At 44.8% G+C, this 22,179-nt stretch carries 16 protein-coding genes and 1 pseudogene; 10 read left to right on the forward strand and 7 right to left on the reverse strand.

Annotated features, from left to right (window positions below):
• Positions 1 to 2,495 (reverse strand): hypothetical protein (locus tag OEV79_09345; protein MDH4211634.1); only part of this gene is annotated, 2,495 nt, incomplete at its 3' end.
• A 1,057-nt stretch (positions 2,496 to 3,552) separates the two neighbouring features.
• Here OEV79_09345 and OEV79_09350 point away from each other — a divergent pair.
• The 3 genes and pseudogenes from OEV79_09350 to OEV79_09360 all read left to right on the forward strand — a co-directional run bounded on the left by OEV79_09350 (position 3,553) and on the right by OEV79_09360 (position 6,143).
• Positions 3,553 to 4,638 (forward strand): hypothetical protein, encoded by a 1,086-nt coding sequence (locus OEV79_09350; protein MDH4211635.1) that lies wholly within the window; start codon positions 3,553 to 3,555, stop codon positions 4,636 to 4,638.
• A 638-nt stretch (positions 4,639 to 5,276) separates the two neighbouring features.
• Positions 5,277 to 5,969 carry a hypothetical protein gene (locus tag OEV79_09355; GenBank protein ID MDH4211636.1) on the forward strand — a complete coding sequence of 231 codons (693 nt, stop codon included), beginning with the start codon at positions 5,277 to 5,279 and terminating at the stop codon, positions 5,967 to 5,969.
• Between the two features lie 84 nt (positions 5,970 to 6,053).
• Positions 6,054 to 6,143: pseudogene (locus tag OEV79_09360) on the forward strand (nucleoside-diphosphate kinase).
• A gap of 165 nt (positions 6,144 to 6,308) precedes the next feature.
• Here OEV79_09360 and OEV79_09365 read toward each other — a convergent pair.
• Positions 6,309 to 7,874, reverse strand: a complete 1,566-nt coding sequence (locus tag OEV79_09365) for a T9SS type A sorting domain-containing protein (GenBank protein MDH4211637.1) — start codon at positions 7,872 to 7,874, stop codon at positions 6,309 to 6,311.
• Between the two features lie 360 nt (positions 7,875 to 8,234).
• Complete coding sequence (locus tag OEV79_09370) at positions 8,235 to 9,344, reverse strand: methyltransferase domain-containing protein (protein MDH4211638.1); 1,110 nt, start codon at positions 9,342 to 9,344, stop codon at positions 8,235 to 8,237.
• Positions 9,345 to 9,551: 207 nt separating this feature from the next.
• Here OEV79_09370 and OEV79_09375 point away from each other — a divergent pair, with 207 nt between their 5' ends.
• Positions 9,552 to 9,932: a cupin domain-containing protein gene (locus OEV79_09375; GenBank protein MDH4211639.1), complete on the forward strand. Its 381-nt coding sequence runs from the start codon at positions 9,552 to 9,554 to the stop codon at positions 9,930 to 9,932.
• Between the two features lie 115 nt (positions 9,933 to 10,047).
• On the opposite strand, the gene OEV79_09380 is transcribed toward OEV79_09375, so the two are convergent.
• Entirely contained in the window at positions 10,048 to 10,251 is a 204-nt protein-coding gene (locus OEV79_09380) for a DUF378 domain-containing protein (protein MDH4211640.1), read from the reverse strand.
• Positions 10,252 to 10,459: 208 nt separating this feature from the next.
• Here OEV79_09380 and OEV79_09385 point away from each other — a divergent pair, with 208 nt between their 5' ends.
• From OEV79_09385 to OEV79_09405, 5 genes are all read left to right on the forward strand, one after another.
• Complete coding sequence (locus OEV79_09385; GenBank protein MDH4211641.1) at positions 10,460 to 10,927, forward strand: flavodoxin domain-containing protein; 468 nt, start codon at positions 10,460 to 10,462, stop codon at positions 10,925 to 10,927.
• Between the two features lie 94 nt (positions 10,928 to 11,021).
• Positions 11,022 to 11,516 carry a hypothetical protein gene (locus tag OEV79_09390; protein MDH4211642.1) on the forward strand — a complete coding sequence of 165 codons (495 nt, stop codon included), beginning with the start codon at positions 11,022 to 11,024 and terminating at the stop codon, positions 11,514 to 11,516.
• 18 nt (positions 11,517 to 11,534) lie between these two features.
• Positions 11,535 to 12,761, forward strand: coding sequence for a cation:proton antiporter (locus OEV79_09395; protein ID MDH4211643.1), 1,227 nt, complete (start codon positions 11,535 to 11,537; stop codon positions 12,759 to 12,761).
• Between the two features lie 301 nt (positions 12,762 to 13,062).
• Positions 13,063 to 14,871, forward strand: coding sequence for a hypothetical protein (locus OEV79_09400; GenBank protein ID MDH4211644.1), 1,809 nt, complete (start codon positions 13,063 to 13,065; stop codon positions 14,869 to 14,871).
• Positions 14,872 to 14,908: 37 nt separating this feature from the next.
• Positions 14,909 to 16,534: a diguanylate cyclase gene (locus tag OEV79_09405; GenBank protein MDH4211645.1), complete on the forward strand. Its 1,626-nt coding sequence runs from the start codon at positions 14,909 to 14,911 to the stop codon at positions 16,532 to 16,534.
• Positions 16,535 to 16,610: 76 nt separating this feature from the next.
• On the opposite strand, the gene OEV79_09410 is transcribed toward OEV79_09405, so the two are convergent.
• The 3 genes from OEV79_09410 to OEV79_09420 are packed head-to-tail and all read right to left on the reverse strand — an operon-like array spanning position 16,611 to position 20,975.
• Entirely contained in the window at positions 16,611 to 17,843 is a 1,233-nt protein-coding gene (locus OEV79_09410) for a T9SS type A sorting domain-containing protein (protein ID MDH4211646.1), read from the reverse strand.
• Between the two features lie 55 nt (positions 17,844 to 17,898).
• Entirely contained in the window at positions 17,899 to 18,354 is a 456-nt protein-coding gene (locus tag OEV79_09415) for a hypothetical protein (GenBank protein MDH4211647.1), read from the reverse strand.
• A 14-nt stretch (positions 18,355 to 18,368) separates the two neighbouring features.
• Entirely contained in the window at positions 18,369 to 20,975 is a 2,607-nt protein-coding gene (locus tag OEV79_09420) for a TonB-dependent receptor (protein MDH4211648.1), read from the reverse strand.
• A 451-nt stretch (positions 20,976 to 21,426) separates the two neighbouring features.
• Here OEV79_09420 and OEV79_09425 point away from each other — a divergent pair, with 451 nt between their 5' ends.
• Positions 21,427 to 22,173: a hypothetical protein gene (locus OEV79_09425; protein MDH4211649.1), complete on the forward strand. Its 747-nt coding sequence runs from the start codon at positions 21,427 to 21,429 to the stop codon at positions 22,171 to 22,173.
• The last annotated feature ends 6 nt before the right edge of the window (positions 22,174 to 22,179 follow it).

Below are 22,179 nucleotides of genomic sequence, written 5' to 3' on the forward strand. Positions count from 1 at the left end.
ATCTTGTAAGTGTCTCCCTGGGTCCAGTCAACAAACGCAAACGGATATGCCCAGGTAATCTGGGGCATACGGTCAGGCAGATACGGATAGCCGAATAATTTGGCCGGTGCGGTCCATTTGAGATTGGCTCCGAGATATGAATAGTAGATTTCGTAGTCGCCGTCAGCATGTTCCTCCCAGATAATGACATTGTTGGCAATAACCGGTGCCGACGAAGTGGCAGGCGTATTCGAGATCCGCTTGGCCTTGCCAAAACCACCGGTCCCGCCCACGCAATACCAGATATCCGTATTGTTCTCGTAAACAACGTAGGCAGTGGTCCCCTTCACTTCAATACAAGGATTTGTGCCGGTGAAGCTCAAGGTCTTATATTGCCACTCGCCTTCTCTATCGCGACAGGCAAAGTAGAAAGTACTTGAGTTAGGTCGATTCCAGACAACCATGGGTTGATAATCTGTATCAGTCCCGATCGTTGGCAGAAGCTTCCCCAGGTCTGCCGGCTGCGTCGATTGATCATCCAGTAGGAACCACTCAACAGATTCCGGATCACCCAATGCAAACTCACCGTACCACAGTTGCCAGTCTTGCTCATCATTGTAGACTTTGCCGTATACGATATGTAGTTTACCGTTCTCACTTACCGAAACCGAAGGATAAAGATAGCCTACGCCGGTGAAAGTTTCCTCCTTCACTATTCGAGCACTATTCCATTCACTGCCATTATAATTGCGATAATAGATGCGCGCGGTTACCTGCGAACCATTCACAACATTCTCAACCCAACAAACTGCGGGATTGTGATCACTACCAAGGTCGGCTGCGGGCCAATAACCGCTACCTAAAGAAGCTTGTGCCGCCCGGTATGTCCAGTGTTTACCACTGTCGGCCGAATACGCAACGTATACCTCCTTATCCTTTGACCAAAAAGACCATGTGGTGTTGTTGCCATATAGCAGACGCCGTGCGTTATTCTTGCCGGTAGCTTCATCATCGACCAGCTTATCGATTGTGCAGCACCACTCGAAATTGGACCAAGAGCCACACAGACCATCACGTCGCATAGGACAGGCACCAGCAATCAGGTATGAGCCGACCGGTCTCGCAAGAAAGTATGTGGTTCTTGGAATTGGAGATACGTTCGCAATGAAACCTATGTCAACGTTGTCTTCAGGAGGGCATATCCAGTAGCCACCAACTTTTGCGGCATCGTAATTTAGTGGCGGATCCCAATGCATTCTATAGCCAGCATAGATAGCATCATATACCATTGTGAAGTTCTCCGGCGCCCCTGGTGCTACCTGGGTATCCGGTATGGACGGATATGGAACGTTGCCTGGAGGTTCGTAATTGAATTGTGCGTGCAAATTGCGTCCCCTTGAACCTAGTGCATGCCCATGATTCCACCATTGCTCCCCAATTGGGTTGCAGAGGCCAAAATCAACTGTATTGAGCTTATAGAAACTATCGTTCTCTGGTTGCCGTTCCCAGTGGCAATTGTTGAGATCAAAGGTTGCATTATCGCAACGGAGAATACCGCCATCAGCACCGACAAACCATTGAGCAGGAAACGTGTTATACTCCCCATAAGTATGACAGGCGGCGCCATGCCACCACCACCATTTCTGGGATTGACCATTATTGTCAAAAGCAATAGCTCCTTTCTCCCACTGCCCTTCCTCTTGGTTCTGCTTCCATACTGCAACATTCCCAAAGGACATTCCACAGGCGTAATCTTGTATGTCCAGCGGCGTTAGTCTTCCACTATGAGACCCGTAATCAGTAATCGTGTAGGGTTCCGTGTAGTAAGTTACATCCCAGTCTGCGCCATCGTTGGTACTCATGGCAATCAGACCGGAGTTATCACAACAGACCAGAATTGGTGCAGGATATATTACGTCGCTCCAATCTGACGAATAGTACCAGTCAGATAGTAGCGAATCGGAGTCGGGATTTGGATGACTTTCTGTATAATTCCAGTTTTCTCCATTATCTGTTGAGATTAGGATAGCACCAAAACCACCGGTCATAACGACTTTCTCAACATCAAAAGGGTCTAATGAGACTGACAGAAAAGGTGTAGGCGATTGCTGACAAGGGAAATCTGGGGGGATATTGGAAGTAATATCATCAAATCCTTGATACCCATCGCCCCGCAGGATCAAACCCTTGTGTCTTTCGGGCTCATTTTTCTTATAACCAACAACAAAAGTAAAGATGCTTGGTCCATATCCTCCACCGACTACATCAGTATATATGTAATCCTCGTCAAAGGGTGTTGAATACCGCGTCCAGTTATATGGTGGGCCGTAAGTAGAACCAAGGATAAGCGCTTCATTGTTCGTATTATCGTAAGCAACAGCCCAGAGCCAATATCCACCAAGTCCTTGCGTGACTTCTGCCTTAATGTAGTCGGTGTCTGACGGTTGTTCCACATATCCCCATGCCCCAAACGATAGTTTTATACAAATCAACAAAGATACAAGCACATACTTCATTGTTCCTCCTTATACTATTATAAATTGGCACATACAGTATTCCGCGTTCGCCTTGTGGGCGATAGGGTTGAACATCCCCCACAAGGCTATTGAACTAGCTCTAACCTCGCCACTTAGATTTATCAATCTATGATCGATATTTTTGACAATCCTACCGATAATGAAATAGTGCTCTGCCCGTAGATTCGTGACTAAAGATATACTCGTCCCGTGCATTTTTCCACGCAAATCCAATATCACCTCGTTTGTAGGTTTCCAGCTGCAACAGACACTTGACTATGGCGCAACTCGAAACCCATAATTCTACTTTTGCGGAAACGAATCTATGTTCTGACTATACTAATGGACCACAAACATGCAACAGGATGTTTTTTTTTGATTGTTAACAAATATTATCAACTCATATATTGTTCATGCGGAGATAACTACCGATCAGTTATCTCCTCTTGATGTCAAGCACCTACCAATGGACTACTACCTACCGTAGTAACGGGTATAACCATCTGGTCTTACCTGGGAGAGACACGCCGACAACTACATAATGCTATGACGTACAACCTCCCGCTAGTATTCATAACGTATTGGTTCAAAAATTTCCAAGGAATTAGTCGTTTTTTTTCCTCGGATGGGAGGGGATAATGGGGAGGGTGAGATCATCTTTACAAATCTTCCCAACGAAAGACAACCGGCGAAAATCATCCAATCAACCTAGAATTAGACTTCTATATTTAGAATAATCTGCCAAGATTCTATAAGTGACCAATTCCTATGAAGAATTTCTAATAACCATATAGTGTTGACATGCCAAGGGTTATTGATACAATATCACGATATAGACTAGTATGTACAGATGATACAAGAAGGAAAGAATCTGTTTCAAAAAGGAAATTCATGAACTCGATAGTTTTGGCAAAATTGCGGTTCCGAAGTTTTGCTCATTTGGCAACATAATCGATGGCGTCAATAAAGTTATGAAATACTCAACAGATGGTGAACGAAACATAGTTGAGAGAATCAAATCTGAAATAGTTGCGATTACCTGGTGAATTGGATGAATGTGAAGAAATTTATCAGAGATTGGATTGGGAATTACCGGTGGTTGATAGATATTGTCATCTATCTGACAATATTCGTATTCTTGGTAATCGAGTATCTGGTGCCAACGAGAATCAATATAGATGGTGAACGCTATGTACTGAGTGCAATATCTCAAGGACTTGCCGCACTTCTCGGAATGACATTTACGATTAGTTTGATTATGTTACAGGTCTCTCATAAGGAACCTCGCTTATTAGGTGATTTCTTTAAAGATAAATTCAACGCTCTCTATCCAATTATCATGGCTGTTGGAATAATTGTTCCGTTAGTCGTTCTGAAAATTGGGTGGTACGGATCAGGAACGAATGTGTCGATTTCATTATGCATTCTATCTGTATTTCTAATACTCCCATATTTCTTACGTATGAAAAATAACGTCTGGTTGAATGTCGGTCTTAAGTCATGCTTCGATAATGCCAAACAAGCGTTACTGATGAATGACCGTTACGAATATTATGAAATGATAAATAGCATGGTAAAATTGGTCAAAATATCCTTAGGCACTAATTATCGGGTCCATGAATATTGCCATGAATACATGTATGATTTGGGTAAATATTGGGTTAGAAGAGTCAATAAAAATGACGAAATTATGGTTACTACAATGGAAAGATTTTGTGAGGTGCTAAGTATGATGCCCATAAGAAGAATAAGGCATAAGGAGTTCCCCACACAAATCTATAAACTAGCCAACAACATTGTAACAGATTTCAAACTGAAAAATATTTCGTTTTTCGCAGGACTTCTTGAAGCACTAAGTAATATAGCAAATTCAACTGAAGATTCGCGTGTTCTAAGGTATCTGTGCAATGCAATTTGGTTTCTGTCGTCAAGCTGGATCGAACAGAATCGAAGTAGCGGTTCTGCAGTAAGGAAATATCTGAGAGCGTGTGTGAGAAACCTCGGGCATTCATTCTTCATTTCCAGTATTGATGACTATCTTAATCAGCCTTCTGAAACCAGGAAATCACAAACAAGACGTGAGATTGAGCAAGAGTTGCTCGATTGGCTTAAGAAACAGGAAATTGAGAGTAAGCCTGCGTGACATGATAATTTGACATGTCTGATTTTGACGTCGGAGCGACTACTTACGATGTAATTTCACAGATTTATCCGTGGTTTGGCATAACATTACAAAGGAATACCATACCGTACACCAAAACCGAAGATTCAACAACCATTATTGATATTGAGCAAATCAAAGCAATCTAGTTTCCTGCTAGACGGTATAAATCTGTCAGAAATATAGATGCTCTGAGAATATCCCTGCGAGAACCACCCAAATTCAATCTGAATTTTGGCATCTCTGGAGGTGTTGAAAAATAAGGCTTTGTGAAGCACTTTTTTGTCCAGGTCCTGTATTTTGTTCTATAACGCTTTCATTCCTTAAAATAGGGGTAACTAGCACCCAAAGGGCCAACAGGGCTTGAAATGGACCTAATGATGGGTAATTTCAGAATAAAACACTGAGATGTTGACAAGCGCCTTTCTATGGCTATATTCTGTCAACGTATAGCGATATTGAGGAGGAAACGATGCCAGTAATCGGGATTCTGGAGGAATTACACAGAATAGGGAATTCAGCATTAATATATACAATATTTTGGGTCAAAAAGTGAAGACAATCCGGCAGGGTAAAAGAGGAGCCGGAACCAAAATTGTTTTCATAAAATAAGGAACGACATGAAAAAATTTGTTCCAATAATAATGTTAATGGTCATTGTTTTCAGTTGTGTCCAAGAAGAGGATAAGATCATCTATTATGTTGATGGCGGACCAACTATTTTTCGCACTCACCACTTTCCAATCGATACCCTCGGTACCTATGATTCTACATTAACGCTTCAGATTTCATCGGACACTACCTGGAACTCAATAATCGTAGGACTGAATGGTGAAGTATTGACCAACCCCATTATTGTAGGAAACAGCATAATCTTTACCAAAGAGATCACGACCGCGACTATTGAATATTGGTTAGAGATCACATCTGATTTTGGTGATGCATTTGCGGTTTGTTCGATGCCCGGTCCTTTTAAAATATTCAAGCCCCCCAGTTTATGGATAACCCCGGGTCAGGATTGTGAGATCAGCTGGCAGCACGCTCAATATGCACAATGGTATGAATTAGATATTAACTGCTTTGATACACTTTACCAACTCATGTGGGATACTTCAATCATCTGTACTGATACCTCAACCATTATTATACCTGGCGATAGAATAAACTTCTACGGTGGCATAAGTGTGCTCATTATCGCCGGTAACGGTGCTAGTCTATTACCCGGCGATGAAGGAAATGTGAAAGGTAATGGTCAGGGTTTCTGGACCGCACGCTCAAAGACCCATCGGGCGATTAAACTTGGTTACTGGTAAGAACTGAATTCAAAAAATTCTTATAGAAAGTATTATTGAGAACGTTCATGATTGACAACCATAATGATCTGTGTCTACTCGACCATGGAAAGAACATTATTAATTATCAAACCAGATGCCGTGAAGAGAAACCTGGGCGGCAATATCATGAAGCAAATAATGGATGCGGGATTCTACAAAAGAAGACGATGGGGTCACCTATGATACATGGGGACAGGCATACACTTTTATAACTTTTATTGCAGCATCTCACATAAAACCAACACATTTCTGTTAGTCCCTGGATAAAAGCCGCAATCAGCAAATGTCCAAAATGCCAGGCCTGTCCCCAACGGAATCTTATCTCACCAATAGGAATTTTCTGACGATATTGGCTTCCGCCTCGGTTTTCAGACTGTAGAAGTACACTCCCGCTGGAAGGTTTAGTAGAAAGGTATTCTGGTAATCCCCGGCAGGTAGATCGACGTTGATCAGTGTCATGCATTTCCTTCCGACCGCATCGTACACAGCGAGTTCTACCTCTGTCGCTTGTTGCAACGAGAAAGCGACACTTGCTTTGCCGCTGACGATCGTAGGCACTCTGAAAATTGCCTCGTTCGGGGTTAGTGAAACCCACTCACCCACACCGGTAGGGTTGGTAATATGGATCCGCATCATCCAATCGCCGCCCCAGACCGTGCCGTTAGTGAAACTGCCGCCGATACTGTACCACATGTAATCAGGATAGTCGGCCTCATAATCAAAGGACAATGCCGGACAGTATCCCCCCGCCCCGACCTGATAGTACATGAAAAAGACATTGCTGCCAACAGTAAACCACGTCTGCATTGTGTCGACGCCAATATAGTTCCACACATTAGTCTGTATCGTCGTATTAGCGAGCTCCCATCGCATATTTGTGGGCGCAGAAGCACCGTCATATATTCTAAAAGTGGCACTGTTAGCACCGGCCGGCTGGAGAAAACACGCGATCGAATCGACCCACCAATCTTCAGTTACAGGGAATTGCACACCCCAACCATTGCCCGGATCGAACCAGTACGCGTTACCATAAGCAAATCCGTCATCATAGATCAACCAGTCAGTTACCGTCACTTCAACAACCATCGTGTCATTTAACAGATTCTCGTCACCTGCAAGTTGTGTGTAGACAGTCACCGTATAGAGCCCGCTTGCGAAGGTGAAGGAATCAGGAAATACGACAGATTCTGTACTGTCAGGGTCAAGATTGTATACAGATACAGTTGAACTAAAGGCACCGGGATTGATCTCACAAGTAACATCAAAGCTCTCGGTATTCAACCCGTAGTTCTTCACCGTCGCTTCAGGGAAAAATGTAGTGTCAGTTGGCAGATTTACCGGTATGTCGATTGAAGCCATACCAACATCGTGGTCTGCCGGGGATTCTATGAGTACATTATCGATTCCGAATGCCCAACCCCAGCCACCTGTTGGGTCTTCATAGGTGAATTGGACCTGCAGAGAATCTGCAGGCAGATAACCCGTTAGATCAAATGTATCCACAGCACCGGCATCAACATAATAAGTCGCCAATTGATTCCAGCTGCCCCAGGCACTTCCATTATGGAATCTGATATACGATGCGCCAATAGGAGGATCAAAAATAGTAAAAGCCCAACTATAGCTAAATCGTAGGTTACCGATACTTGCACATGACACGGCGGGTGATATAAGGTATTCTGTCCCGGCTGGTGCTGAAACTCCAGCATCATCATCTGAGTAGTAGGCATATGCTGTACCATAGTTTGGTGGAGTGAAGAAAAGGTCGTCCGTAGTACCAACCTCCCACGTAAAGCCGTCACTATTGCCATCTATGACTTGCCAGGTGGCAGGCATTCCGGATTCAAAATCCTCGAAAAACAGCACGAATCTTTCCGTTGGCATTTCAAAATCACAAATGTGAAATAATGTTCGTGTTATTTGCCGGTCACTTGTATTTTTCGACTGTTTTCCAAATTCCGTTGTATAGGTAGTATTTGAGGCATGTAGCCCTAGAACACAAGCTAATGCCAAGATAACGAACAATTTGTTCATGGTCTCCTCCACATGTTTCTCGTTAACGGTTCTTCAGAATAATCAACCAAGGCTTTCAGCCTACAGTTAACATTTCTATGAGTCCTTATCACCTCCCTTCAAGTTTTTGCTTCAGTGGAAATCCAGCATCCCTCCACACCGATTTTATGCAACCATATGGGACAAGTCAACAATACCAGATGATTCAGAGCAAACATTATGGATATCCTTCTACCACCTTCCTCTTTCCCGCCAAATTGGCTGCACATAACTATTAGAAAGTTCTATATTTATCTTAGAGTCCCTCAAACAGCTTGGACATACCCTTCTCGCAAACCCATAGCATTCAAAAATCTCATGAATTTTGTATTCTCTCCCACAATACTCGCACGTAACCCTATCGTCTGTGCTAAAGACAGGGTTTACGAGATAGGTATACCGCAATTGAGGACGATCAAATTCCATATAATATTTTGCGTATGGTTTGTCCAAACATTCACCGCATATTGGAACTGCGGTTTTCATTTTACCATCATCCTTAACCTTTAACTCTCCACATAAAAAACAATACATTTCTGACGCGGGTTTATACGAAATTGTAATTGCCTGAGCACCTATATTGGCGATAAATGTATTTTCTAACTTAGATATTGCCTTGTTGAAAAGACTACTGCGCTCTGGAATGTAACCTAATTCATAAAACGAATAAAGAAGACCGGCTCCTTTTGCTATCACAACATTGAATCCTGCATTCTGTATGAAGCTCTTCAATTTCCGGGGTGTATACCAATATTGAAAAAACTTATACTGAGAAATCTGTGATCCCTTAATCCTTCTCATAGTCTTCGTTATATTTCTTTTCATTTTGGTCTTAGTCTGCAGCAAGACTTGTGAAAAAGAGAGAGATGGTGTAGAAATGATCGCTATTCCGCCCGGACGAAGGATTCTGAATGCCTCAGCCAGTACTATTTGCGGTCCTTCTACAAAATGCTCCATCACTCCACCCGAGAGATATCCGGACAGACAATTATCAGCGAATGGCAAAGATTTGACCTCACCGCGACAGAATTTCCCTTTGAGCCTGCCCTTCTGTCGATATTCTTGTATTCTAGCCATTGCTTTTTCAGAGAGGTCTAATCCGATACAATCGATGCCCAGTCCAGTGAGGTAAAAGACATTTCGCCCTAAACCACACCCTGCATCTAATACGCTTCCATGCCGGGGGGTGTATTTCAGAATCCAGTGCCTAAGTCCGAAGAAATCCCACATCCTAATTTCACTTTCTGGCGTCAATGTTGACCATCTTGAATCCCATATCTCTTTACCAGCGGATTTTCCCATGCTTCTTTCTCCTTCTAAGCATACAAGTATATCATATATCACCGTGCAAGTCAAATGATGAGTATTACGGAATTACGAGGGATCCGATATTCAAGAATCTTCTTGAATGACGTGCCCAAAATACATATAATAAATTGGAGTAATGCGCTCTTGATAGATCAACAGAGCATAGTAGTTATCCTGGCATTAACCGAAAGGATGTAGCATATGGCTAAAGTTGTTAATATCGATGAATGCTTCGGGAAGTTCGATGACCTATTCTCACCGAAGATCGTAGGAGAACTTAACGGGCAGCATGTCAAGGTCGTACGGTTGGAAGGCGACAAGGTCCCGTGGCATACACACGACAATGAAGATGAAATGTTCTTCGTGGTAGAGGGAGTCCTCGACGTCCACGAGAGAGACGAGAAAGTGACGCTGCGCCCAGGAGAGTTTTGTATTGTCCCCCACGGAAAGGAACACCGGGTTATTCCTCAGGGCTATGTCAAGCTAATATTGTTCGAACCCGCCGGGATTGCTCACACTGGCAAAGTTAAGGCAGAAATAACAAAAGACGATTACGACCGACTTGATCTAGAAGACAACTAGGGACAGACATAAACTTTTAAACTTTTGCATGAGTTTTGTGACCCGATACAATACAACCGGGAAGTTCAAAAGTTTATGCCTGTCCCCAGTTCTGATTCCTGATTCTTCCGCCTCGTTACTTCTTCTTCAGTTTTGCCACAAAGAATATCAGGTAGATCGCAGAAAGACCGACCAGTGTGTATACGATACGTGAGATGATCGACATCGGGCCAAAGATCGCAGCAACCAGGTCAAAGCCGAATAATCCAACTAACCCCCAGTTTAACCCGCCGACGATCAACAGAATGAGTGCAATCCAATCGAGTATGCTTAATTTCATTGTTACCCCCTTTTTTCTGATACTCATTTATTCTACACGGGCAACTAACCATGTCAACAATGGCATAAGACCTTGTTGACACCCTGAGGACAGCCTCGAAATTCCCGCGTTCATTGTAAACGGGCATACGCCTTGACTCGTCTGTGTCGAGCACTATAATGTACCGAATTGGTAACTGCAGAAGTGAGAGAGAAAAAAGGGGTAATATATGAACATTGGCATTATTCTATGGTCACAAACAGGCAACACCTATTCGGTTGCTGAAAAAATAAAAGAAAAACTCGACGCAGCCGGACATTCAGTGAATATTGAAAGGATTAAGATAGCCGGTGAATTCAAGCCGGGGAAAAAAGATATACAGTTCGAAACGCTGCCCGATGTTGCACAATATGACAGGATAGTATTCGGCGCCCCGGTACAGGCATTTTCCCTGTCTCAGGTCATGACTAGGTATCTAAAGCAGCTGCCATCATTAAAGAACAAGAAGGTTGCCCTGTATTTAACCAAACAGCTGCGGTTCAACTGGACCGGCGGGAATCAGGCGATCAACAAGATGAAAAAATTCTGCACATCCAAAGACGGAACAATCTGCGGATCAGGGATAGTAATCTGGAGCAGTCCAAACCGGGAACAGATGATCGCTGAGGTCGCGGAACGCATAAGCAAGTTGTTCTGAGTCTTCAGACGAAAGGACAAAGGCAGGAGGAACAACAACGACCAAGCGAGATATTCTGTCGATTTCATTTAAGATACTCGGAGTTGTCTGCATAATGTACACAGTCGTGCTGATCCCGAACATCGGCATGGCAATCGGTATGTTGTTGGGACAACAAGACAGTGATTACGCCCGTTATGCGGTAAGGTGGCATTTTTTCATAACAATACTATTTCCGACAATCACTTTTCTGTTTGGCTTTTTGCTGCTGAAATGGGGTGACAGTATTGCCGCAAAACTAATTCGTGACGATACTCAGATTCAAATGACGCACACAGATGATTGGGAGAGGCGTATTTTCTCGCTATCGATGAAAATCATCGGTCTAATATGGCTGATCAGAGGTATTCCCGATCTTGTAAAAGCTGTTGGTGAATTGATTATGCGTTGGTATCTGTACTATTACAGCATTCCCCACATGATCGGTGTAATAACGGGAGCATTTCTATCGTTAGTGATCGGTGTCTACCTGCTCGTCGACGGCAGATACTTCATCAAACTTGCATTCGGTGAAAAACCCGGAGAACTCAATGTAATGGAGAAAGAATAAGATTCTAGGTGAAGTAAGATGAATATACAATCTCCGCTACTTGTCGGTATAATCGTTTTCACAGGCTTCATCTTTGGAGAAATAGCCACCAGGATAAAACTTCCCAAAGTAACCGGATACATTCTGGCAGGTATACTATTGAACCCGGGCCTTTTCGGAATAGTGCCGGCAAATTTCATTGGGCATACAGACATTGTAACAAACATCGCCCTTTCCTTTATCACTTTCTCGGTTGGCGGTACTCTCCTCTACTCGCATGTGAAGACCCTTGGCAAAACGATATCATCAATCACTGTCTTTGAAGCGGAATTTGCCTTTTTCACAGTCACCATAGGTTTCTTGATATTCACCCCTTTGATACATCACTCACAAGGCGCAACGTTATTGGCGGTGTATCTCCCGATGAGCATGCTGATCGGGTCTCTTGCCTCGCCAACAGACCCTTCCGCCACGCTTGCGGTTATCCATCAATACAAAGCAAAAGGTAGTGTTTCATCGACAATAATGGGAGTTGCTGCTTTTGACGATGCACTTGGTATCGTCAATTACAGTATTGCTACAGCATTGGCATTGATACTAATTGAACATACTAAATTCTCCCTGCAATCTGCCATTTTTTATCCCTTAATAGTTATTTTCGGAGCAGTGATTTTAGGAATAGCATTCGGATTCATTTTCAATTTTATCAATAACTTGATAAAAAGAGAAACCGAAGGTGTTTTTATCGTTTTGATACTGAGTATCTTATCGCTTTGTTTTGGCGTATCCAAAGTGCTGGGAGCTGACGAACTTCTTGCTACGATGACAATGGGCATTGTCGTTGTCAATTTTAATCCAAACCGAGAAAAGATATTCAAGATACTGGAGCGCTACACAGAAGAATTGATCTTTGTACTCTTCTTCACTATAAGCGGCATGCACCTTCAATTCTCTGTTCTGGCACGATCAATTCTTCTTGTTGTTTTGTTCGTAGGGTTCAGAACTGCCGGCAAGTTTTTGGGAACCGCGGCCGGTGCAGCCGTTTCGAGATCGTCCGCCAGTGTAAGAAAATACGCTGCCGGAGGATTGATCCCGCAAGGGGGTATCGTTATCGGACTGGCACTAATTCTGAAACAAAATCCTGCCTTCGATTCCATTTCGAACACGATTATTAGCATCATCATCGGCGCGACTGTGGTACATGAGATCATCGGGCCGATATTCTCTAAAACCGCACTCCAGAGAGCCGGAGAGACAGCTGAATAAGACTGGATCAGCCTTCCCTTCGATCAAAGTGCATGTTAGACTTAAGTATTGACAATATGCAAATTTGAAATATAATTAGTTAATAGATACGAAGGCTTGGCGGAGCCTACCCATCTTATTTGGGAAGCAACAGTAATAAAACCATTTGTTACGGATTTATTGAATGCCTGTAAGTGGCTGAGGACTACTATGGTACTTAAATAACGAAGGAGTGAGCGAAATATTGGCTATTATTATCTTTCTTTTTACGTTGTCCAGCCCCGAGACTGAGACACTACACCTCGGAAGGGTGTATTTTGACATGACCGATACCACTCTCACCCGAGAATCAGAAACAGTGCTAAAAATAGTTGCAAACAAAATGCACGCCGAACCAAATCTTATGATCGACGTGTATGGCTATACCTATGGTCGGACTGCGCCCAATGTTGATACATCCGGAGAAATGGCGGAGCGGGTTAAGAGTTACTTAGCGGACAATTTCGCCGTATTGGCCGACAGGATTCAAACTCCGGGCTACACAACAACTCGATCATTGATCCAGAGAACAGAAACCGAAGCTCAATGGGTAGACGTCGTTGTTCGTCGACCAGATGCTATCCTCACATTGCTAAAGAATGATGTCAAGGTACAACCTCCAGCATTGAGGCCCAATTGGCTCGATCCGCTGCCCGACTACTATCTCTACCATGGTTATAAGGTCACCACGGGTAAGAAATCGAGTGCCAATATCTTATATCCGGGTAAAGGCATGCTGAGAATGGATGAAGATGCCATGGTTATCATCCACAGCCTGAGCCTGCGGCGAAAGGAAGAACCGCTTCTGAGAAATCTCAAACTACAGGAGGGCAGTCTGACATCACTATTGGAGGATGCAACCACGCAAACAGCGACAGGTACAAGCACGAAAGCCGACAAAGAACTTGCATCTCAGATACAAGATACGGTGGTGGCCGAAAAACTCGAAGACCTCGTGGTTGTTTACCAACGGAATGCTGAGGTAACAGACTTGGGTCGAGAACCTGTGCAGCAAACTCCAGCAGACACTGCCAAAGACAGCGAAGGTGTAACCGGCGAACTGGGTATCCCACCTGCAGCACCAACGCTTGTTTCTCCGGGGATGAACGAAACTAAGTATTACCCGAATGAAATAACCTTCGTCTGGCAACCGAGTGGAGTACTTTCCCATCTGCAAGTTGCCGAGGATTCTTTGTTCGAGCAGATAGCCTTCGACGCCTATGCTGCAAGTGAATCGCTGGTCACTGCGTTGGCGGAAAATCTTTATTACTGGCGCGTGAGCGGAATCAACACAGATAGTCTGGAAGGCGATTTTACGGACTATTGGACATTCGTCGTCGAGGTCGACACGCTGAAGCCGCAGCTTGAAATCGCGATTTCGAGAGGTATTCAGAAAAACAGTCTGATCGCTTCCGGTCGTACAGAAGTAGATGCAGAGTTATTCATAGATGATGAAGAAATCAAAACAGATACCGACGGCTCTTTCTCTTATACATTACCCGGAGATCAATACCACGATCACGTTATAGCCCGCGCAATTGACCCCGCCGGAAATATTACAGAAAAAAGTTGTAGGATTCCGGGCAATCCTATGTTTGTAACGGGAATCAATGCGGGTATGTGTTTAGTCACTAACGATAAAGTTGCTGGACCAGAGAAGGGCTTCTGGTACGGTGTTAGGCTGTCTAGAATGCTTTGGCCCAGCGTTAGTCTTTTTACGAGCGCCTCAATCGCGATGAGTAATGGAAAAACTGGTGATATACTCAATATGACAGACATCGTCGCGATTGAGATTGGTCTCAGGAAGAATTTCTACGTGGGACGAGTATCGCCGTTCTTGCATATCCAATCAGGTTTCGCTTGGTCACAAATGAGCATGGCACGTCAAACACACCCCGGGATCATCAATTACAGCGGTGCAACCTTTGATCCAACAATTGGCTTCGGTGCAGGCGGCTGGTTCCATATCGGAGGGCGTTGGTACCTGAATCTGCATGCCGACTACATGCATGTCTTCAGAGATAGCAATGATTCAGATAATACCAAAACGTTCACAAGGATAGGATTTGGAATTCAGGACAGGATGCTATGAGCAGCATTAGAGAATGTTTTGTAGGGGGGGAAGCTAAATGATCAGGAGGCGAACCACATTTCAGGAAATAGCCATAACCACGATAGCTATTGCTGCCGTTGCCGTTTTAAGCATCACCTATGCGCTGCTAAACGTCAACGCCGATGCACTCAGACGCTCGGCCCGTGAGTATGCTGTTTCCGTTGCAGAGAACGTTGCTTATAGGATTTCCGACGAGTTTGATGGATTTGAAAATGCCGTAGATCAAATAATAAACGTATTCAGCAGCCCTAGTTTTTCGACTGAAGACAAGGTTGAAATGGCAAAGGCAATAATGGTACTCGAATCAGTCAACTTCATCGCTGTGTTCGATGAACGTGGAAGAAAACAGGACGTCATCTCTTCAGGCCCGGTTGCTGTTCCTGACGAACTTCCTGAGAATATACGTCACACCGCGGTTGAGCAAGGCCGGCATTATGGTCTGGTCAAAGGAGATAGCAGCACAGGCAAACTAGGGATTCTACTCCCCTGGTGGCGCCGAAACAAGATTTTTGCTTATCTATATACTGAAATGGACCTTTCTCCAATCTCCGCGTACATAAAGGACATTTCTCTATCGAGACTCGGTTCAGATGACCTGGTCTGTGTTTTTGATAGAACCGGCAACATTATCCTTCCCTTGGATGAACGACGGCAGGAGTTTCTCGCAAGTGTCCTGAGTCAAGGATTCATAATGGCGGATTCAGAGGCAGATGACCTTTTCTTTGGTGGCGATTTCATTGCCACCCGTAATTATACGGATAAGGAAAAGGGCAAAATGCTCGGCGCCCTCATCAGCATCCCCCAACTTTCCTGGGCAGTGTTCATTCAGCAGCCCTACGATACTGTATACTGGAATCTGGGAAGGATGAGAAGACTATCTATTCTGGTTGGCGTCTTATCCCTCTGCTTTGCTGTTCTTCTCGCTTTTCTGATTTCGCGCTACATCACTCGTTCGATCGCCAAATTGATCTACGGCGTACGCCAGGTAGCTAACAGAAACTTTACTTTCAAAGTGGACATTCAATCGAAGAATGAAATCGGTGAACTTGCAGACACATTCAACCAGATGGTTGATCAACTGAACCTTCACCGAAAGCATATTGAACAACAGCAGAATAAGCTGGAAATCCTGGCACGAACAGATGCACTCACCGGTTTGAACAACCATCGCCACTTTATGGAAGAACTCACGTCTGAGGCACAACGGGCCGTTCACTCTGATTCGCCGCTGAGTGTCATGATCCTCGACCTCGACGAATTCAAGCGTATCAATGATACCTACGGCCATCTAGTTGGCGACCACGTACTCTTGACGACAGCCGAAATGATCAAAAGACACTTGCACTCAAGCGATATCATTGCGCGCTACGGCGGGGATGAGTTTTGCGTGGCGTTAACGAATACAACAGTGTCAAAAGCAAGGGCAGTGGCAACAAAGATACGCAAGGAGATCGCCGAAAAAGTATTTTCCGTTGACGGCGCCGCGAAATTTCAGATCACGTGCAGCATTGGTCTGACCCAGTTTCACAAAGACATGGAAAGTACCCTGGAGGTTCTCAAGCTCGCGGACCAAGCCCTCTACAAAGCGAAAAAGGCTGGCAGGAACCAGTTGAGAGAAAAGGGTTTCAAACAACCCGATTAAGACCAAAGACAATTCGAAATTCGACCTTCGGCAGCACACTATATTACTTGATTCTCAATTACTCCGAAAATAGGCACTACTTTAATAGAATCATTTTGGATGCTTCGCACCGGTTCTGCGTCTCGAGTTCCGCGAAATATACGCCAGACGGCACTATGCAGCCCTGTTCGTCTCTGCCATCCCAATCTGTCATCTTTGCACCGGCAATATCGTTCTCGTCTTTCAGTATTCTGACCAGACACCCATTCTTATCATAAATACGAAGTGATGCCTTGCCCGGCGTCATAATCGAGTACGATATCGTAACTTGGCCATTGGACGGACTTGGCCAAATGGAAATAGCATTCTGCGAAGCAAGATATGTAACATCATATCCTTCGGCGATGCCGGGCTGATGAGATCTCACATAAATACCTACGATAATGTCTACTGGATCACCTTGCACCAGGGCAAAAAGAACATCCATACCCCTGAAACCCTCATAGAAACACAGGCCTCCGGCAATACCACTGTTGATTATTGTTGGCACGTAATCGAAGACGATACCAGTATAATTCATAGTCAGCGCGTCCATTTGTTCGATAAGACAATAAAAGGGTGTTCCGGTACTATCCTGGGAATGCCACCAAACATACCCTCCCTCTGATACATCACTATCGTACGCCGCACCGTACATGAACCAGCCACTAATACATGAATCAATATGGAGATCGGTTTTGCTGAACTTGTGGTTGTACCCTAGCGTATCGCCGCTGCTCGTAAAGAACCAAGCACTGTCTTCCATATACGCGAGTGCGCGATTGAGCGGATGAGCTGGACCTTGGAAAGACCCATAATGGACGAGCGTACTGTCCAAGAATCTGATACCGAATTTGTGGACCATAGTGCCGTAACTGCCATACAGAGTGTCAATCCCATCTGACCCTGCATAGACACCGTCCCATGCAAGATCGCGCCAACCCCAATAGTCAGGAAGATCTGGTTGATCCAGAACTAGCATCACATTCCCGAGTGTATCAATGACATACACTTTGTTTGGATGCCATCCACTATTGGCACCCGTAACGTAGAAATATGTACCATCGAACTCAACACCAAGAAGTTGAAAGTCGCCGGTCGGTGTCTGAACATCCATCTCAAAGATGACATCACCAATGACTGTATCCGGGACTGCCCTCACAATTCTTGGAATTTGCCCACAAGCTGACATTTCGCGAATCCCATCACTCAACGGCACCATCCCGTTTTCCTCAGCCCAGGATAGTGTTGAAACCAGAAACAGCAACAAAAACATCTTGCTCTTTTTCACGGGTCCTCCACGGGATAGACTATGCTATTCTCCCCACCTTACCCACCCGTCTTTGCTAGTTGAATATCGTATCATCTTGTACCGGAACAAGATGGAATCGCCGCGTATCTGACCAGTCAGTATACCAAGTCCACGCATCACTGTAGGCCCGCACCCTGAAGTAGTACGTTGTGATCGGGGGGAAGCACACCGCTTGAAAGGTATACGGCGGAAAAAACCCTTGATATGGAAAGGCTGAAGAAAATGTTGAATCGGTATTTACCTGGAATTCGTATCCCTGAGCACCGTCCACGCCGGTCCAATCAAGCATCACTGTATAGTAGTATTCGCAACGAAACGTTGCGTCCTGCACAGGCAACAACACACTAGGGCCATCTGGTGGTTCGGTCTTTTCTGGCGGCCCCTCCGGCTTATACTCATCCGGGTCCATACAGCCTGCGACTGCAAGAAACACAGTAACAGCGAATACCAACGCAAGATTCTGAATAGTGCCATCAAAGATTGATTTCATATACCCTCCAAAATTTAAAATGCAAAAGAAATACCTAGCCTTGCCCTGCGGGGTGCGCTATATGCATTGACATAATCATCAGATTCAGCGACAAGGCCAATGAAGGCATCATACTGTTCCCTGGCGGTGACCAATCCATCGTGGTTCATGTCTGCCGAAGGACTGTAGTTCTTGTTCGGAATATCATAGATGTGTTCATAATATTGGCGGAAAAATTCTATGTAATGAATATCTCTCCAGTTGATCAATGGACCATGCGTCCTGATCTGGAACCTTTCACCCAGGACATTGATTACCTCCAGGTTAATATTCAAAGCGATGCTGCCGATCTGAAATGTTTTGCTCAACACACAATCCAATTGTTTCTGAAATTCAAAGCGCAATACGTTCCGCTCTTCGGTTTTTCCCTCTTCACCCCAAGGTGTATATGGAAAACCGGTCCCGAAGTAACCAAATAGGTGTAAGTTTGTTTGCAGGGGTAAATTGGCTGTGCCCTGAACGAATATCCTGTGGCGCTGATCAAAATCGAGATAATACTCTTCTGGGATGTAGGTTATTGTGGTGTAATCTTCATACCAATCGAGAATATCATACACCTCCTCAGCATAAGAACTTGTGCCACGAGCCCACGACAGCGTATAGGATATTCGTCCCGAGAAAATAGGATAGGTGATTTCTACGATCGCCTCAAGGCCTCTAATATTGCCGTACTCTATGTTCTCATACCGTATGTGATCCTGAGGTACGGCTGCAATAAAACGCGTACCGATGAGATCGTTGACATCTTTGTAGAATATGTTGACCGTCGTCCCCAGATTGTCATTTACCATTCCCTGCAAGCCGATTTCGTAGCTCACCGTCTTCTCCGGCCCGAGAGCTGGGTTACCGATCAACGGCAAGTATCTGTCAAAGTAATCAGGGATCGGTAAGATATTGTGGTACCTGTACACATAATCATAAAGCGGCGGTTGAACATACACACCGACGTTTGTCCTGAAAAGAAACCTGTCGGTCACCATGAATGAAAACCCAAGCCGCGGCGAGATCATTATTTTCGGTTCAACGTCGTCCATGTTCATGACGTAACGCTCTAACCTGCAGCCAATTTTTGCGTACATACCTCTGTAATCGATGTTATCCTGGAGGTAGATCGAATACTCTTTTGGATAATACCGGTACTCATCAATAAGAACGCCAGTATCACCAGAGAAAATGTATTTACTGGGAACAAAGTGATTAAAACAGCCGAATTCCAAGGTGGAATATTCAAACCCGGCCTTGATCTCCTGATATCGATTAGCTTGTATGTTCGCCTGACCCCGCACGGTCATCACATTCGAAGACATATCACGATATTCTGGAAAATCACCAGAAGTCACAGGATATGCGTAATATGGGATAAATCCCAGAATGTAGTAATTGGCCCCGTAAGGATTTCTGACACTGAACTCTGGCCACTGTAGTGTCCCGTAATCCTTGAAAGCAAAATCCTCAAAAATACCGTAGGAACCCCTTTCTCTGACCCCGTACGTCTTGTTTGCATGCAGCCTGCTGAGAGTCACTGTGAAGTACTTGTGCGCATCCGGCAGTAAATCCAGATTCACAACTTGCAGGTCTCCTTCATTCAAATCAGACCGGTAGCGGCTTAAGTTAAATTTCCATTTTGTATCGTAACGATCGAATTGAAACCGCGACTTCGCCCCACTCAATGACAGTCTCCACTTTCCTGACGGAGCGAACAACCATTTCCCATAGAGTGTATAGTCATCACGTTCTTTGTGCGGCAAAGCAAAAAGCCTTGGATTCCAATCATTCGTGTGCATCATATCGAACGATAGCAGTCCCTTGGATCTCTCAGAAACCGGCACGTGTACCGTTGCCTGATAATTCTGGTAGCCAAAGTCATAGTGTAAGGGCATGATCGTTTCGGTCTTATGGTACACTTTGGCACGAATCTTGTCCCCTGGACGCTCAGAGATCATGTTCACAACGCCCGACATTGCCCTGCCGTATTCAACATCGAAACCGCCGGGCAAGAAGATAACCTCGTTAACAACACCCTTAGGAATGCCGATCACGGGATCACCCGTGTGAGGATCTATGATCGACACGTTATCCACAAGATACAATACCTCAGTTGCCCGGCCGCCACGCACGTGCAGGGTAGTGTCGAAGCGAGCCACCGACGGTTGAAAAGCGATAAAATCAATCGCATAGTCTACTGGCAATGCTGCAAGTTCTGTCTGTCTGATTATGTATGTGGTGCCCGTCATTTCCTTGCTCACAACGGGTGATACACCTACCACGGTCACGGCAGGAATCTGAATCGGGGACTGTTTGAGGGTCACTTCCAGACGAGCGATCTGGTTGGTTTCAACAAATACGCCGGAGATAATCTTTGTCTGATATCCAATACTGGAGACTTCTATCGTGTAGGCACCAGAAGCAACGTTAACAATGAAAAAATCGCCATCTTCACCGGTCTGTGTACCTATCTTGTTTTCCAGAATGATGATATTTGAATACGGTATGGGCTCACCTGAATCTTCGTCTCTGACAATACCCTGGATCTTACCTCCGGCAGTATTAAGTAACAATGCAGCAAGCAATAAGCTACTCATGTTCCACTCCTGATCCATCCCCCAGGGCAGAGACTCCTCTACGACTGCCCTATTCAACTATAATTACCGCTCTCACACAGCGCTCACAAATCACTGACGGTCTGGTGCCAGCCTGCAGGAATAGCCGGGAGAAAAATACACATACAAAGTATATTGCGGTGAAAGCTACCCACACTCCACTTCTGACATATTATAGAACGGAGGGTTTCGCTGTCAAGGTTCAATGAAGATAGACATCATATTTGGTTGTAGAACGCCAGCGCAGTGCTGCCAGGTCCACAAGTACTGCTGGAATATGGCAGAATCATACGGCGTTCTCAACTCCCTCGTTCGCTGTGAGCAGTAATGTGAGAAATCAGCAAGAAAGATTGTCATAAGTATATTATGATGGTCTTGCACTTTGACGTTAGGACATTATAATAACCTTGCGCGTGTTTCTGTGGAGGGAAAAATGTACAAAGTAGAAAAAACCACCAGAGCAACACTCTTAATGGTCGCTCTGTGTTCAATGCTGCTTGTGTATTCGCCTAACGGCTGTAAAGACCCATCCGAATACGAACCACCAATTGATACATTATACCCGCCGCCCGAACCACCCCATCTGTTGAGCCCTGCAAATCACTATGTCTTTATGGACCCCGATGCGATGCCCGGAACGTCATTCTTCATCGAGGTGGAGCTGTTCTGGGATATTGTCGAGAATGCCGAGATCTACGAACTGGAACTCGTGACTGACGGCCTGCCGCCGAACATCATACACTGCCAGGATAACTCCTGGTTTCTCATAATCCATGACGATGAAACAAGATTGTGTGAATATAACTGGCGTGTGCGTGCTGGAAATTCACGGTGGGAGGCAATGACCGACTGGTCTGAGCGATGGTTCTTTGAGGCGCGCTGGCGGCCATCCGGCCCCGAGTTATTATTTCCCGCGAATTACTCAATGATCACTGTAGATTCACTACCTTCTTTCGTCGAACTGAAGTGGGATACTGTATCTGACGAAGAATTCTATGAAGCAAAAATCTTCATGGATACCCTACTCATTGACAGCAGCAATATCTACAATACTTCATACAGTTTTCTGGTTGAAGACACTGCTGCATATTGGTGGCAGATCAGAGCGGGGAGTAATCTCTGGCAGTATTTTTCTCTGCCGTTGGACTCCTTTTGCTTTTTCGTCCGATTGAACAGATAAAAGAAT

It is taken from the genome of candidate division WOR-3 bacterium, from assembly GCA_029858255.1.
In the GTDB taxonomy this organism is placed as follows: domain Bacteria; phylum Hydrothermota; class Tepidihabitantia; order SM23-42; family SM23-42; genus SM23-42.

What these genes read in the sequence shown, in the direction of transcription:
- OEV79_09355 (MDH4211636.1), top strand. Translation starts at nt 5,277, where the DNA reads ATGAAAAAATTTGTTCCAATAATAATGTTAATGGTCATTGTTTTCAGT.
- OEV79_09415 (MDH4211647.1), bottom strand. Translation starts at nt 18,354, where the DNA reads ATGAAATCAATCTTTGATGGCACTATTCAGAATCTTGCGTTGGTATTC.
- OEV79_09385 (MDH4211641.1), top strand. Translation starts at nt 10,460, where the DNA reads ATGAACATTGGCATTATTCTATGGTCACAAACAGGCAACACCTATTCG.
- OEV79_09375 (MDH4211639.1), top strand. Translation starts at nt 9,552, where the DNA reads ATGGCTAAAGTTGTTAATATCGATGAATGCTTCGGGAAGTTCGATGAC.
- OEV79_09420 (MDH4211648.1), bottom strand. Translation starts at nt 20,975, where the DNA reads ATGAGTAGCTTATTGCTTGCTGCATTGTTACTTAATACTGCCGGAGGT.
- OEV79_09370 (MDH4211638.1), bottom strand. Translation starts at nt 9,344, where the DNA reads ATGGGAAAATCCGCTGGTAAAGAGATATGGGATTCAAGATGGTCAACA.
- OEV79_09390 (MDH4211642.1), top strand. Translation starts at nt 11,022, where the DNA reads ATGTACACAGTCGTGCTGATCCCGAACATCGGCATGGCAATCGGTATG.
- OEV79_09365 (MDH4211637.1), bottom strand. Translation starts at nt 7,874, where the DNA reads ATGCCAACGGAAAGATTCGTGCTGTTTTTCGAGGATTTTGAATCCGGA.
- OEV79_09425 (MDH4211649.1), top strand. Translation starts at nt 21,427, where the DNA reads ATGTACAAAGTAGAAAAAACCACCAGAGCAACACTCTTAATGGTCGCT.
- OEV79_09395 (MDH4211643.1), top strand. Translation starts at nt 11,535, where the DNA reads ATGAATATACAATCTCCGCTACTTGTCGGTATAATCGTTTTCACAGGC.
- OEV79_09380 (MDH4211640.1), bottom strand. Translation starts at nt 10,251, where the DNA reads ATGAAATTAAGCATACTCGATTGGATTGCACTCATTCTGTTGATCGTC.
- OEV79_09405 (MDH4211645.1), top strand. Translation starts at nt 14,909, where the DNA reads ATGATCAGGAGGCGAACCACATTTCAGGAAATAGCCATAACCACGATA.
- OEV79_09400 (MDH4211644.1), top strand. Translation starts at nt 13,063, where the DNA reads ATGACCGATACCACTCTCACCCGAGAATCAGAAACAGTGCTAAAAATA.